General features: G+C 67.5%; 14 protein-coding genes. All 14 read left to right on the top strand.

Translation table 11 applies throughout. The features are described 5' to 3' along the window. Positions 1-5: 5 nt before the first annotated feature. Positions 6-2,354, top strand: coding sequence for a DUF3141 domain-containing protein (locus tag CFB34_RS01340; RefSeq protein WP_089443288.1), 2,349 nt, complete (start codon positions 6-8; stop codon positions 2,352-2,354). A 19-nt stretch (positions 2,355-2,373) separates the two neighbouring features. Then, complete coding sequence (locus CFB34_RS01335; RefSeq protein ID WP_089443287.1) at positions 2,374-3,312, top strand: phosphate acetyltransferase; 939 nt, start codon at positions 2,374-2,376, stop codon at positions 3,310-3,312. Positions 3,313-3,316: 4 nt separating this feature from the next. Further along, a complete protein-coding gene (locus tag CFB34_RS01330) occupies positions 3,317-4,495 on the top strand; it encodes an acetate/propionate family kinase (RefSeq protein WP_089443286.1) in 1,179 nt (392 codons plus the stop codon). A gap of 28 nt (positions 4,496-4,523) precedes the next feature. Then, the gene (locus CFB34_RS01325) at positions 4,524-4,778 is read left to right on the top strand and encodes a hypothetical protein (RefSeq protein ID WP_089443285.1); all 255 of its coding nucleotides are present in this window, start codon (positions 4,524-4,526) and stop codon (positions 4,776-4,778) included. A 269-nt stretch (positions 4,779-5,047) separates the two neighbouring features. Further along, on the top strand, positions 5,048-6,091 hold the full coding sequence (locus tag CFB34_RS01320; protein WP_089443284.1) for an alpha/beta hydrolase: 1,044 nt from the start codon (positions 5,048-5,050) through the stop codon (positions 6,089-6,091). Further along, positions 6,091-6,633 carry a cytochrome P460 family protein gene (locus CFB34_RS01315; RefSeq protein ID WP_089443283.1) on the top strand — a complete coding sequence of 181 codons (543 nt, stop codon included), beginning with the start codon at positions 6,091-6,093 and terminating at the stop codon, positions 6,631-6,633. Before CFB34_RS01320 ends, CFB34_RS01315 begins: the two co-directional genes overlap by 1 nt. 283 nt (positions 6,634-6,916) lie before the next feature. Beyond that, a complete protein-coding gene (locus CFB34_RS01310) occupies positions 6,917-7,261 on the top strand; it encodes a DUF4148 domain-containing protein (RefSeq protein ID WP_089443282.1) in 345 nt (114 codons plus the stop codon). Between the two features lie 84 nt (positions 7,262-7,345). Then, entirely contained in the window at positions 7,346-8,137 is a 792-nt protein-coding gene (locus CFB34_RS01305; RefSeq protein ID WP_089443281.1) for an alpha/beta hydrolase, read from the top strand. Between the two features lie 76 nt (positions 8,138-8,213). Further along, on the top strand, positions 8,214-9,614 hold the full coding sequence (locus tag CFB34_RS01300; protein WP_089443280.1) for an amidase family protein: 1,401 nt from the start codon (positions 8,214-8,216) through the stop codon (positions 9,612-9,614). Between the two features lie 422 nt (positions 9,615-10,036). Next, on the top strand, positions 10,037-10,507 hold the full coding sequence (locus CFB34_RS01295; protein WP_089443279.1) for a rhodanese-like domain-containing protein: 471 nt from the start codon (positions 10,037-10,039) through the stop codon (positions 10,505-10,507). A gap of 28 nt (positions 10,508-10,535) precedes the next feature. Beyond that, the gene (gene epsC, locus CFB34_RS01290; protein ID WP_089443278.1) at positions 10,536-11,474 is read left to right on the top strand and encodes a serine O-acetyltransferase EpsC; all 939 of its coding nucleotides are present in this window, start codon (positions 10,536-10,538) and stop codon (positions 11,472-11,474) included. An 8-nt stretch (positions 11,475-11,482) separates the two neighbouring features. Then, complete coding sequence (locus CFB34_RS01285; RefSeq protein ID WP_006484517.1) at positions 11,483-11,704, top strand: helix-turn-helix transcriptional regulator; 222 nt, start codon at positions 11,483-11,485, stop codon at positions 11,702-11,704. Positions 11,705-11,842: 138 nt separating this feature from the next. Next, positions 11,843-12,775, top strand: coding sequence for a family 2A encapsulin nanocompartment shell protein (locus tag CFB34_RS01280; RefSeq protein ID WP_006479760.1), 933 nt, complete (start codon positions 11,843-11,845; stop codon positions 12,773-12,775). Continuing rightward, complete coding sequence (locus CFB34_RS01275; RefSeq protein ID WP_089443277.1) at positions 12,750-14,750, top strand: family 2A encapsulin nanocompartment cargo protein cysteine desulfurase; 2,001 nt, start codon at positions 12,750-12,752, stop codon at positions 14,748-14,750. Before CFB34_RS01280 ends, CFB34_RS01275 begins: the two co-directional genes overlap by 26 nt. Positions 14,751-14,798 lie beyond the last annotated feature (48 nt).

Below are 14,798 nucleotides of genomic sequence, written 5' to 3'. Positions count from 1 at the left end.
GTGTTATGGATGCTGCCACGCAACTGGCGCGCAGTCATGAGATCGCCGCGGAGATTGTCCACGTGCTGCAAAAGCGCACGCAGCACGCGCTGGAACAGTACGGGAAGCGGTTGAGCGAAGCATTCGACGGCAGCGACAGCCCCGGTTATGACCCAGGCGCCGCGCCCTTCGCCACAGCGCTCTCGCCGTTGAGCGCATGGCATTACGCGGTCGACACCGTCCAGCGCGCGTTGCTGTTCTGGGACACGCTGCGCGAGCGCGGCACGCAATACGTCGAGCGAGCGGCCCAGGGGCTCAAGCCGGTGCTGCATTTCGACTACGACGTGGTGCTCGACGGCCGGCAGTTCGAGCGGCCCGTCAATTACGCACTCGTTCACATCCAGGCGCCGGACGGCGTGATCGTCGACGCCGCCAAGCGGCCCTACCTGATCATCGATCCGCGCGCGGGCCACGGCCCCGGCATCGGCGGCTTCAAGGACGATTCGCAGGTCGGCGTGGCGCTGCGCGCGGGGCATCCGGTGTACTTCGTCGTGTTCTTCCAGGAACCCGAGCCCGGCCAGACGCTGCTCGACGTGTGTGCGGCGGAACAGGCGTTCGTCCGCAAAGTGCGGGAGCTGCATCCGGACAGCCTCAAGCCGGCCATCGTCGGCAACTGCCAGGGCGGCTGGGCCGCGATGATGCTCGCGAGCTCGTCGGCGGACGATACGGGCCCGATCGTCATCAACGGCGCGCCGATGTCGTACTGGAGCGGTGCGTGGAGCGACGGGCCCGGCGACAATCCGATGCGCTATGCGGGCGGCCTGCTCGGCGGCACCTGGCTCGCGTCGTTCGCGTCGGACCTCGGCAACGGCAAGTTCGACGGCGCGCATCTCGTGCAGAACTTCGAGAACCTGAACCCGGCGAACACGTGGTGGGACAAGTATTACCACGTGTACGACCACATCGACACCGAGCCGCCGCGCTTCCTCGAGTTCGAACGCTGGTGGGGCGGCTACTACCTGATGAACCGCGAGGAGATCGAATGGATCACGCGCAACCTGTTCATCGGCAACAAGCTCTGGTCCGGCGAGGTGCGGGACGGGGCGGGCAAGGCGTTCGACCTGCGCGAGATCCGCTCGCCGATCATCCTGTTCGCGTCGATGGGCGACAACATCACGCCGCCGCAGCAGGCGTTCAACTGGGTCGCGGACATCTACGGCAGCACGGAGGAGATCAAGTCGCGCGGACAGGTGATCATCGGCTTGATGGAGGAGGATGTCGGGCATCTGGGCATCTTCGTGTCGGGCAAGGTCGCGAAGAAGGAGCACGCGCAGATCGTCAGCGTGCTGGATGCCGTCGAAACGCTGCCGCCCGGCCTCTATGCGATGTCGATCGAGGAAGTGAACGGCGCCGACGGGAAGGTCGCCTACGAGGTCACGTTCGCCGAGCACCGTCTCGAAGAGATCGCGCAACACTTCAACCGCTTCGGGCGCAAGGACGAACATGCGTTCGAGGCGGTCGCCGAGCTGTCCGAATTCACGCAGCGCGCCTATGAACTGTTCATGCAGCCGTTCGTGCAGCAGGCCTCGAACGAAACCACGGCACGCCTGCTGCGGGATTTTCATCCGCTGCGCGTTCAGCGCTGGGCGTGTTCGGATCTGAACCCGTGGCTTGGCTGGCTGAAGCCGGCTGCCGACGCGGTCAACGCGCATCGCCAGCCGGCCGACGATATCGAACCGTGGCGCAAGCTCGAACGCCGTGGCTCGGACATCATCAGCGCATCGCTCGATTTTTTTCGCGCGATGCGCGATGCGAGCACCGAGTCGCTGTTCTTTACGCTGTACACGCAGCCTTTCATGCTGCATTTCGCGGAGCAGTATCGCGACCATCATGCCGCGTCGCCGGTCGCGACGGATCCTCGCGACCTGCCGTTCGTGAAGGACGCGCTCGCGTCGATCGATCGGGGCGGCTACACGGAAGCGGTTGCGCGCGCAGCGTTTCTGCTCGAACGCAGCGGCGAGCCGTTTCCGCTGGCGCAACTGGCGACCGAGCGTGAACTTGCCGAAACCTACGCCGAGTATCTGCCGGATCTGCCGCCCGACCAATGGCGGCGCATCTATGGCGAGCAGGAAATCATCGCGACCTACGCGCCGCAGCAGGCCGTTGCCACGCTGCCGGCGCTGCTGGCCCGCCCGGAGGACCGCCAGCGGCTGCTGACGTTGCTGGACAAGCTGCTGGGCGATCCGCGCGTGCAGAGCGCGTCGGTGAGCGAGCAACAGTGGGCAGCGCTGCAACGCATCCGCGCGGTGCTGGGTGCGCCGCCCGCGCAGCGGCCGGCCAAGGGGCCGGTAGCGGCCCTCGAACGTGTGCAGTGACGGACAGCCAGGAACCACGATGGAAAACAGACACGAGAAATATCTCCGCCTCATCGAACACTGCAGGACGCTCGCGCCGATGCCGACGGCCGTCGCGCACCCGTGCGATCGAAGCTCGCTCGAGGGGGCGCTGGAGGCGGCGCGCAAGGGGCTGATCGAGCCGATCCTGGTCGGCCCGCGGGCCCGTATCGAAGCGACCGCCGCGGCGTGCGGGCTGTCGATCATCGATCACGAGATCGTCGATGCGCCGTACAGCGAGGCGTCGGCAGCGGCGGCGGTGCGGCTCGTCCGCGACGGGCGGGCGGCCGCGCTGATGAAGGGCAGCCTGCATACCGACGAGCTCATGGCCGAAGTGGTGCGTCACGATGCCGGATTGCGCACCGGCCGGCGCATCAGCCATTGCTTCGTGATGGACGTGCCCGCGCATGCCGATCCGCTGATCGTGACCGACGCGGCGATCAATATCGCGCCGACGCTCGAGGACAAGGTCGACATCCTGCAGAACGCGATCGATCTTGCACATGCGCTGGACTTTCCGCAGGTGCGCGTGGCGATCCTGTCGGCGATGGAGACGGTCAACCCGAAAGTGCCGTCGACGCTCGAAGCCGCCGCGCTGTGCAAGATGGTGGACCGGCGGCAGATTACCGGCGCGCTCGTCGACGGCCCGCTCGCGCTCGACAACGCGATCGATCCCGAGGCCGCGCGCATCAAGCAGATCGATTCGCCGGTGGCCGGGCACGCGAACGTGCTGATGGTGCCCAACCTCGAAGCAGGCAACATGCTCGCCAAGAGCCTGTCGTTCCTGGCCGGCGCGGACGCCGCCGGGATCGTGCTCGGTGCGCGCGTGCCGATCATCCTGACGAGTCGCGCCGATTCGTTGATCACCCGGCTGGCTTCATGCGCGGTCGCGATGCTCGTCGCGAATGGGCAGCGTGAAGCGGCCACGCACGTGGGGTGATGCCATGGCAGACGTGATTCTGGTGTTGAATGCCGGCTCGTCGAGCATCAAGTTTTCCGCGTTCGACGTGCAGGGCGACACGCTCGGGCTGATCGTGCACGGCCAGGTCGATGGGCTTTACACGGCCACCGCGCACTTCAGCGCGGTCGACCATCATGGGGAACATCACGAGCAGCGATGGGCCAGCGGCGAGACGTTCGGCCATCACGAAGGGCTCGAGCAGATCGCCGCGTTCCTGGAGGCTCACCAGGAAGGGCACCGTCTCGCGGCGGTGGGCCATCGCGTCGTGCATGGCGGGCAACGCTTCAGCGGGCCGGTGCGCGTCACGCCCGAGATCGTGGCCGAGCTGGACAAGCTCACGCCGCTCGCGCCGTTGCATCAACCGCACAACCTGACGCCGATCCGCATCCTCGAAACGGTGCAGCCCGGTATCGAGCAGGTGGCCTGCTTCGATACGGCATTCCACCGCACGCAGCCTGCGGTCAACCAGGCGTTCGCGCTGCCCGAGTCGATCACCCGCCGGGGCGTGCGCCGCTATGGATTCCACGGGCTCTCGTACGAGTACATCGCGAGCGTGCTGCCCGACGTCGCGCCACACGCGGCGCGCGGGCGCACGGTCGTCGCCCACCTCGGCAACGGTGCGAGCATGTGCGCGCTCGTGGCGGGCAAGAGCGTCGCGAGCACGATGGGGTTCACCGCCGTCGACGGGCTGCCGATGGGCACGCGCTGCGGCAACCTGGACCCGGGCGTCGTGCTCTTCCTGATGGACGAACTCGGGATGGACGTGCGCGCCGTCGAGGATCTGATCTATCGGCGCTCCGGGTTGCTCGGGGTGTCCGGTATCTCGAGCGACATGCGCACGCTGCTCGCGAGCGACGATCCGCATGCGCGCTTCGCGATCGAGCTTTACATCACCCGCATCGCGCGCGAACTCGGGTCGCTTGCCGCCACCATGGAAGGCATCGACGCGATCGTCTTCACGGCCGGGATCGGCGAGCACGCGGCGGCGATTCGCGAACGGGTGATGCGCCGTGCGGCCTGGCTCGGCGTCGAGATCGACGTCGACGCGAACCATGCCGGCGGGCCGCTGCTCACGACGGCGTCGAGCCGCGTGTCGGCGTGGGTGATCCCGACCAACGAAGAACTGATGATCGCGCACCATACGCGCCGGCTGATCCGGTGACGGCGGTCGAATCGAGAAAGGAGCCGTCATGGCCGAACTGCTGCTGATCAATGTCGAAGAACACGCACGCGACGACGAGGTCGGCGCATTCCTGACCCGGTATGGATTCCCGCTGTTCGATTCGATCGAGCGCGTGCCGGCCGGGATCGGCGACCCGATCGCGCTGCTCAGGTTCAGTACGCTGTCGTCGGTGGCGCTCTACACGCTGCGCGCCCGGATCGATCACCTGTCGTGGCGGGGACGGTCGATCCGTGCGCATATCCTGCCGGATCGGAAGGTGTGAGCGGCTTTGTACATCAACATGGTTGAAGGGGGGAATGCGGGCCGATTCCCCTGCAAATAAGCCTCTCCAGCACGATTTTTGAATCGCCGTGTGTCGTGTTCACGCACAGATACGTTGGGATACAAAGCCTCTGGATGGATCGGATATAAATCCGGTGAAGCGATTCACACGGCAGCGCAGCGCCAGCGCCGCCGCCGCGAACGCGGAATCCCGAGCGCCCCTGCGCGCCGCGGGCCCCTTCCTTAGCGATCGACACTGGAGAACGAGTCATGCCTGAAACCGTGAACACCCGCCGCCGCCTGATCCTCGGTACGACGCTCGCAAGCCTGAGCCTCGCCGACCTCGGCTTCAGCGCCCTCGCGCATGCGCAGTCGGCGCCCGATGCAGCGCCCGCCAAGCGCACGGCCGGCGTCGCGTCGCTGGGCACGATTCACCAGATCGACGCGGGTGTGCTCAACGTCGGGTATGCGGACCTCGGGCCGAAGAACGGCCCCGTCGTGTTCCTGCTGCACGGCTGGCCGTACGACATCTACAGCTACGCGGAAGTCGCGCCGCTGCTCGTCGCGGCCGGCTATCGCGTGATCGTTCCGTACCTGCGCGGCTACGGGTCGACGACGTTCCGTTCGGCCGACACGGTGCGCAACGGCCAGCAGGCCGTGACGGCCGTCGACATCGTCGCGCTGATGGATGCACTCAAGATCGACCGCGCGGTGTTCGGCGGTTACGACTGGGGTGCGCGTACGGCCGACATCATTGCGGCACTGTGGCCGCAGCGCGTGAAGGCGCTGGTATCGGTGAGCGGCTACCTGATCGGCAGCCAGGCGGCGAATGCCACGCCGCTGCCGCCGCAGGCCGAGTTCCAGTGGTGGTATCAGTTCTATTTCTCGACCGAGCGCGGCGAACTCGGCTACACGCAGAACCGCGATGCGTTCAACAAACTGATCTGGCAGCTCGCGTCGCCGAAATGGCAGTTCTCCGACGAAACCTATGCGCGCACGGCCGCGTCGTTCCAGAATCCCGACCACGTCGCCGTCGTGATCCACAACTATCGCTGGCGCCTCGGGCTCGCGAAGGGCGAAGCGCAGTACGACGACATCGAGCGCCGCCTCGCGGCCGGGCCGGCGATCGCCGTGCCGACGATCACGATGGAAGGCGACGCGAACGGTGCGCCGCATCCGGCGCCGGCCGCGTACGCGAAGAAATTCACCGGCAAGTACCAGCACCGCACGATCACCGGCGGCATCGGCCACAACCTGCCGCAGGAAGCGCCGCAGGCGTTCGCGGATGCGATCCTGCAAGTGGAGCACCTGTGATGCGGGCGCGCGTGGGTGCAATGCGTCGCGGCATGCGACGCACGGTCGTCGCGGGCGTGCTGCTGGCCGGCGCGTGGTCGGCGAGCGGCCCGGCCGCATTCGCGGAGCAGCCGAAACCAGCTGCCGCCGCGTCGCCGATCTATGGCGTGACGATCCCGCCCGGCTACCGGAAGTGGGAAATGGTCGCGCCGGCCGAGGAAGCCGCACCGCTGGATGAACTTCGTGTGGTGCTCGGCAACCCCGTTGCGATCCGCGCACTCGAACAGGCGACGCTGCCGTTCCCGGACGGCACGATCCTCGTGAAGCTCGCGTACAAGCGCAAGCAGTCCGACGAGCTCCCGAGTGCCACGGTGCCGGGCCAGGCCACGACCGTGCAGGTGATGGTGAAGGACTCGCGCCGCTATGCGTCGACGGGCGGCTGGGGCTTCGGGCGCTTCATCAACGGCGTACCGGCCGATATCGGCCAGCATCAGACGTGCTTTGCGTGCCACCAGGCGCGCGTGAAGAACCACGACTACGTGTTCACGCGGCTTGCGCCGTGACGCGCGTGGTGTGACGGGTTTGACGGAAAGGCGTGCCATGCGTGGCGCGCCTTTTTTCATGGTGGGTGGGCTGGGGGACAGCGAACGATGCGACAGCCCGGTTTGTATCGCACTGTATCTGCGGCGGCTCCTGAAAAACTGGCATGCAGAAAGCACCCGTTTCGGAAACATCGCAGATACGTGCGCGGGTTCTACTGTCGACATGCAGGAAACGTTCGATACCAGCCGAACTGGATCGGATGACGAATGATCGACTGACCTACCTCTCTCAAGGAGAACCCTCATGAAAGCCGCTCGAATCCTCGCCGTTGCCGTCCTCGCCGCCATCCCCGCCCTTTCGTTCGCCGATACCGGCCACGGCCTCACGCGCGCCGACGTGCGCGCCGATCTCGTCCGCCTGGAGAAGGCCGGCTACCGCCCGGCAAGCAGCGAAGCGAACTATCCGAACGATATCGCGGCCGCGGAGAACGCCGTCGCCGCGCAGCAGGTCGCGCGTTCCGACCAGAACGGCCCGTCGAAGTCGCAAGGCGACAACGTGGCCGATGCGTCGACGCCGGCCAGCCATCGCGACGCGGCCCAGTCGCGCTCCGCACGGAACGCTGCCGACGACCTGTACGCGCATTCGTGATGGCCTGCCGCGCTTGCCGCAGGCGGGCGCGGCCACCCCAGCAGCACCACATGTGAAAAACACAACAGAGCAAGGAGCATGACGATGGCCGGTTTGATGAAACGCATTCTGGTATCTGCCGCGGTGATCGGCGGACTGTTCGGTGCGGTGGCGGCACAGGCCGCGCCGAAGGAAGATCTGAAGGGCACGAACGTCGTGCTCGTGCACGGCGCGTTCGCCGACGGGTCGAGCTGGAACCGCGTGATTCCGCTGCTCGAGGCGCGCGGGCTGCACGTGGTGTCGGTGCAGAATCCGCTGAGCTCGCTCGCCGACGATGCAGCCGCGACGAAGCGTACGGTGGACGCGCAGAAGGGGCCGGTCGTGCTGGTCGGCCATTCGTGGGCGGGCGTCGTGATCAGCGAGGCGGGCAACGACGACAAGGTGAAGTCGCTTGTGTACGTCGCCGCGTTCGCGCCCGACAACGGCCAGTCGATCGCCGACGTCACGCAGGGGCTGCCGGCGCCCGCGTGGGCCGGTGAGCTGCGCAAGGACGCGGGCGGGTTCGCGACGCTGTCGGACAAGGCGATCGCACAGGATTTCGCGCCGGACCTGCCGCCCGCGCAGCAGCGCCTCGTTGCGGCGACCCAGGGGCCGTGGTATAGCGGTTGCATCTCGGAGAAGGTTACGCAGGCCGCGTGGCATGCGAAGCCGTCGACGTTCGTCGTCGCGACGCAGGACAAGATGATCGACCCGACGCTGCAGGAAGCGATGGCGAAGCGGATCGGTGCTGCGGTCACGCGCGTGAACGGCAGCCATGTGTCGATGCTGAGCCAGCCGAAGGCCGTGGCCGACGCGATCATCGCGGCCGCCGAACGCGCGAAGCAGGATACGCAGTGAGTGAACGCGGCGCCGCGCATTCATGGGGAAGCGCGGCGCCATGAGCGAGTGTGATGTCCTTCCACCAGGAGAAGTCATGACGGAACTCTGGCAACTGCCCGCAACCGAACTCGCGAAGCGCGTGCGGCATCGTGACGTGTCCGCGCGAGAAGTAGCGGATGCGGTGCTCGATCGTCTCGAGGCGGTGAATCCGGCGATCAACGCGGTGGTCGAACATCGGCCCGACGATGTCCGGCGGCAAGCCGACGAAGTCGATCGCGCGATTGCGCGCGGCGACGATCCGGGGCCGCTCGCAGGCGTGCCCGTCACCGTGAAGATCAACGTCGACCAGGCGGAATTCGCGACGACCAACGGCACGCGCCTGCAGGAGAACCTGATCGCGCACGCCGACAGCCCGGTGGTCGGCAACATCAGAAAGGCCGGCGGGATCCTGCTCGGCCGCACCAATTCGCCGACGTTCGCGTTGCGCTGGTTCACGTCGAATCTCGTGCATGGCCACACGCGCAATCCGCGCAACCCGTCGCTGACGCCGGGCGGATCGAGCGGCGGCGCGGCGGCAGCCGTGGCCGCCGGGATCGGTCAGCTTGCCGTCGGCACCGACATCGGCGGTTCGGTGCGTTATCCGGCCTACGCGTGTGGCGTGCATGGCATTCGTCCGTCGCTCGGTCGCGTGCCGGCGTTCAATGCGTCGTCGCCCGAGCGTGCGATCGGCGCGCAGCTGATGTCGACGGCGGGGCCGATTGCACGCACGATCGACGATCTCTCGCTCGCGTTGCGTGCGTTCGCCGCACCGGACCCGCGCGATCCGTGGCACGTGGCGGTGCCGTTCGACGGGCGCGAGGTGCCGAAGCGCGCGGCGCTGTGCGTGCGGCCGGGTGGGTTGCAGGTCGTGCCCGAGGTCGAGGCCGCATTGCGCGATGCCGCGCGGCGGTTGGTCGATGCCGGCTGGACCGTCGACGAGATCGACGACACGCCGCCGATGCGCGAGGCGGCACTGTTGCAGGAGCAGCTCTGGCTCGGTGACGGCTTCGACGCATTGACGAGCGCGGTCGCGAACGACGGCGATCCGGGTGCGGCTGCCGTGGTCGAGGCCGTGCGCGGCAAGGTGCGCGACCTGCCGGCCGACGTGATCAGCCGCGCGCTCGTCCGGCGCACGACGCTGACGCGGCAGTGGCGGCTGTTTCTCGACGCGTATGCGGTGGTGCTGTTGCCGGTGTCGTCGGAACTGCCGTTCCCGGATGATCTCGACCGCCAGGGGCAGCACGGGTTCGATCGCGTGTGGGAGGCGCAGCTTACGTTGCGCGCGCTGCCGGCGATGGGGCTGCCCGGGTTGGCCGTGACGACGGCGCTCGTAAATGGCGTGCCGGTCGGCGTGCAGGTGGTTGCCGCGCATCATCGCGAGGATCTGTGCCTGCTCGCGGGGCGCGATATCGAAGCGCGCGGCGTGCCGGTCGCGCCGGTCGATCCGGTGGTGTGAGGCGTTGACGCGCGAGTGCATCGGCGATGCCTGTCCGGCATCGTGCCGATGCATTCCGGCAACCCGCCTGGTTTCCCGAGTCGTCGACGCATGCGCGCCCGTGCATGCATGCCATTTCGGATTCCGTTGCAACGCGCCGCTCGCCGCGTTGATCGTCTTTCTCGAACCCTTTCAAATTCCTTCGATGCGTGACATCGAACGGTCACCCTTCTTCCCGTCCTGCTCGCCGATGAACCCGCCCCGATAGCGCACGTCTGCTATTGCATTCCCCGTGCCGCTGATTAGGAAATGAATTTTTATTGGTTCAGCTTGCCCGGCCGCAATCGCATAGTGGCGCTGACGGCTATAGACAGCACGCAAGCTGCAACGGCCGCATTCCCGGTGTCTTTGATCATACGAATCAACGAAAACAAGGAAGTGTCATGACGGTTGCATTGGAAGAACGAACTGCTGCGCAACAGGCGCTCGAAGACGCGCGCGAAGCGGCTACGGCGGCCGGCACGCCCTATGCGGGCGGCGTCGCCCCGGAGGTGGCGTGGGCGTTGTTCTCCGCCGGCGATGCATTGCTGGTGGACGTACGCACTGCCGAGGAACGGAAATTCGTCGGCCACGTGCCGGAATCGCTGCATGTGCCGTGGGCGACGGGCACGAGCCTGACACGCAACCCGCGCTTCGTGCGCGAATTGGAAGCGAAGACCGGCAAGGAGGCCGTCGTGCTGTTGCTGTGCCGCAGCGGCAACCGCTCGGCGCAGGCGGCCGAGGCGGCGACGAAGGGCGGCTTTACGCAGGTATTCAACGTGCTCGAAGGGTTCGAGGGCGACCTCGACGAGCGGCAGCAGCGCGGCGGCAGCAATGGCTGGCGTTTCCGCGGCCTGCCGTGGGCGCAGGACTGATTCACGGCCGTTACGGGGAGAACGCAGCATGGCCGCATTCGACATCGACGACATCGTTCAATCGCTGCAGACCGTGCGCCGCGCATGGCGCGAGAAGCAGCGGCGCTCGCTCGAACCGGGCGGGCGCGACCTGCCGGCGCGCGAGGCGCTCGCGCAGATCATCGGCGCGCTGAAAGGCGTGCTGTTCCCGATGCGGCTCGGGCCGCCCGACCTGCGCCAGGAGAGCGAGAACTTCCACGTGGCCCACGCGCTCGACGCCGCGCTGAATGCGCTGCTCGCACAGGTGAAGCTGGAATTGCGCTACGCGGCGCGGCAGCGCAATGCCGACGGGCCGGTCGACAACGTCGATGAAGTGGCGTCGACGGCCGTGCAGGCCTTTGCCGCGCGCTTGCCCGAGATTCGCCGGCTGCTCGACAGCGACGTGCTGGCCGCGTTCCATGGCGATCCGGCGGCCGGCAGCGTCGACGAGGTGTTGCTGTGCTACCCGGGCATCCTAGCGATGATCCATCACCGGCTCGCGCACGAGCTGTACGGGCTCGGCCTGCCGCTGCTCGCGCGGATCATCGCCGAGCAGGCGCACGCGGAAACGGGTATCGACATTCATCCGGGCGCGCGCATCGGCGCGGGCTTCTTTATCGACCACGGCACGGGTGTCGTGATCGGCGAGACGGCGATCATCGGCGAGCGCGTGCGCGTGTACCAGGCCGTCACGCTCGGCGCGAAGCGCTTTCCGCGCGACGCGGATGGCCATCTGGAGAAGGGGCACGCCCGCCATCCGATCGTCGAGGACGACGTGGTGATCTATGCGGGCGCAACGATCCTCGGCCGCGTGACGATCGGACGCGGCGCAGTGATCGGCGGCAATGTCTGGCTCACGCAGGACGTGCTGCCCGGCGAAAACGTCACGCAGGCCGTGCTGCGCAGCGAAGCGAACGCCGCGCCGCGCGCGGCGGCGCGCGTAGCCTAGGAGGCGCAATGAGCGACCTCATCCATCACTTCGGCGCCACCGTGCGCAAGCTGCGTGAAGCACGCACATGGTCGCAGGAGCAACTGGCCGAGCATGCGGGGCTGAACCGCTCGTATGTCGGCGAGATCGAGCGCGGCGAGGCGATCGCATCGATCGTCACGGCCGACAAGATCGCGCGCGCGTTCGACGTGTCGATCTCGACCCTGCTGCCGGGCGCGTACGTCACCTGAGGCTGCCTCGTTTCATTTCCCTTTCGGTTGCACGCGACCTGACGGCTATAGCATGTTGAGCCGGCAGGTGCGTGCTTCCGATAATCACCGAGCGTCATAAGCAATCCCGTTTTTCATCTAAAGAACCCGGAGCCACACATGTCGACCGTTGCAAGCGGCACGGCTGCGCTGAGCGATCACGCCGCCCGCCAACTAGCGAACGCTACCAAGACCGTCCCCCAGCTTTCCACGATCACGCCGCGCTGGCTGACCCACCTGCTGCAATGGGTGCCGGTCGAGGCCGGCATCTATCGGCTGAACCAGGTGAAGAACCCGGAAGCCGTGCGCGCCGCGTGCACGCAGCTCGAGGACGAAAGCGTGCTGCCGCAGACCTTCGTGCCGTACGAGGAACAGCCGCGCGAGTATTTCCTGAACGCGGTGAGCACGGTGCTCGACGTGCATACGCGGATCTCCGATCTTTACAGCAGTCCTCACGACCAGATCAAGGAACAGCTGCGCCTGACGATCGAGACGATCAAGGAGCTGCAGGAAAGCCAGCTGATCAACAACCCCGACTACGGGCTGCTGGCCAACGTGACCGACGAGCAGCGGATCTTCCCGCTGACGGGCGCGCCGACGCCGGACGATCTCGACGAGCTGCTGACCAAGGTGTGGAAGGAGCCCGCGTTCTTCCTCACGCACCCGCTCGCGATCGCCGCGTTCGGCCGCGAATGCACGCGGCGCGGTGTGCCGCCGCCGACGGTCAGCCTGTTCGGTTCGCAGTTCCTCACGTGGCGCGGCATTCCGCTGATTCCGTCGGACAAGGTGCCGGTCGCGGACGGCAAGACCAAGATCCTGCTGCTGCGCGTCGGCGACAAGCGCCAGGGTGTGGTCGGCCTCTACCAGCCGGGCGTCGCGGGCGAGCAGGGCCCGGGCCTGTCGGTGCGCTTCATGGGGATCAACAACCAGGCGATCGCGTCGTACCTGATCTCGCTGTATTGCTCGCTCGCGGTCCATTCGCCGGATGCGCTGGCTGTCCTCGATGACGTCGAAATCGCCAAGTTCCATGACTATCCCGACACCTACCGTTAATCCCGGCCTGGCCGGCGGCGACGCGCACGCGCTGCCGCACGCGCCGCTGCCGGCCGGCTTGCCCGACCCGGCGACGCTCGCGCGGCTCGCGTCCGAGTTCTTCGCGACGCCGCCCGGGCAGGCCACCGCGCCCGGGCTGTCGGCGGGCAGCGGTGCGGTGGGCGGCGTGCCGTCCGCCCTGCCGGCCGCCGCGCCGATCCTGGCATCGGTGAGCAACCCGGTACCGGGCGGCTCGCCGCTCGCGGGCCCGGGTGGCGCAGGCACCGGCGTGCCGGGTCTCGCGCTCCCGCAAGGGAAGGTGCCCGGTGCGAACCTCGCGCCGTCCGCGCCGACGCACGTGCTGTCGCTCGGCAACCGTGCACCCGCGCTCGCGCCGCATGCGGCCGCGCAGAACGGGTTGCCCGACAACGTCGTGTCGATCGCGCCCGCGCTCGAACCGCGCGTCGGCGGCGCGGCGCTCGGCGTGCCGCAAGTGAATGCGCCGGTATCGGAAGGCGCGGCGAAGGCCTCGCCGTACTACTTCACCGACGGTTCGCTGCAGGGCTGGCAGGCGACGCCGCAGGACATCGTCGTGCCGTCGAACGGCCTTGCTTCGCCGGAAGCGTTCGGGCTGCCGGGCGACGACGCGCTGCGCGCACTGCTCGCCGTGCATCGCGACGTGCCGGTGTCGCGTGCATCGGGCGCCGACGTGCCGCGTTACTTCATCGACGATGCGCACGCAGCCGAGCCGCAAGGCCAGCTGTATCGCGGCGCGCATCCGCCGTTCGACGTGAACGCGATCCGCCGCGATTTCCCGATCCTGCAGGAGCGCGTGAACGGCAAGCAGCTCGTGTGGTTCGACAACGCGGCGACGACGCACAAGCCGCAGGCCGTGATCGATCGTCTCGCGTACTTCTATGCGCACGAGAACTCGAACATCCACCGCGCGGCCCATGCGTTGGCCGGCCGTGCGACGGACGCGTACGAGCATGCGCGGGAAACGGTGCAGCGCTTCATCGGCGCCTCGTCGCCCGATGAAATCGTGTTCGTGCGCGGCACGACCGAGGCGATCAACCTGATCGCGAAGTCTTGGGGCGTGCAGAACGTCGGCGAAGGCGACGAGATCATCGTGTCGAATCTCGAGCACCACGCGAACATCGTGCCGTGGCAGCAGCTTGCCGCGCTCAAGGGCGCGAAGCTGCGTGTGATTCCGGTCGACGATTCGGGGCAGGTGCTGCTCGACGAATACCGGAAGCTGCTCAACGACCGCACGAAGATCGTGTCCGTCACGCAGGTGTCGAACGCGCTCGGCACGGTCGTGCCGGTGAAGGAAATCGTCGAGCTCGCGCATCGTGCGGGCGCGAAGGCGCTCGTCGACGGCGCGCAGTCGATCTCGCACATGCGTGTGGACGTGCAGGCGCTCGATGCGGATTTCTTCGTGTTCTCCGGGCACAAGATCTACGGGCCGACCGGGATCGGCGTCGTGTACGGCAAGCGCGCGATCCTCGACGACATGCCGCCGTGGCAGGGTGGCGGCAACATGATCGCGGACGTGACGTTCGAGCGCACGGTGTTCCAGCCGCCGCCGAACCGGTTCGAGGCCGGCACCGGCAACATCGCGGATGCGGTGGGGCTGGGCGCCGCGCTCGACTACGTGAACCGGGTCGGCATCGAGAACATCGCGCGCTACGAGCACGACCTGCTTGCGTATGCGACGAGCGTGCTCGCGCCGGTGCCGGGCGTGCGGCTGGTCGGCACGGCCCGCGACAAGGCGAGCGTGCTGTCGTTCGTGCTGAAGGGCTATGAGACCGAGGAAGTCGGGCAGGCGCTGAACGAAGAGGGCATCGCGGTGCGCTCGGGGCATCACTGCGCGCAGCCGATTCTGCGGCGCTTCGGGCTCGAGGCCACGGTGCGGCCGTCGCTCGCGTTCTACAACACGTGCGATGAAGTCGATGCGCTGGTGAGCGTCGTGCGGCGGCTTGCCGCGCGGCGTTGACGCCATTCGCTTGCGGCGGCCCGGGTGGGTCGCCGCAAGCGTTTTATC

The organism is Burkholderia sp. HI4860 (assembly GCF_002223045.2).
Lineage (GTDB): Bacteria > Pseudomonadota > Gammaproteobacteria > Burkholderiales > Burkholderiaceae > Burkholderia.
Note: the sequence above shows the minus strand (reverse complement) of the source record. Positions and strands in the feature narration are given on the sequence as shown.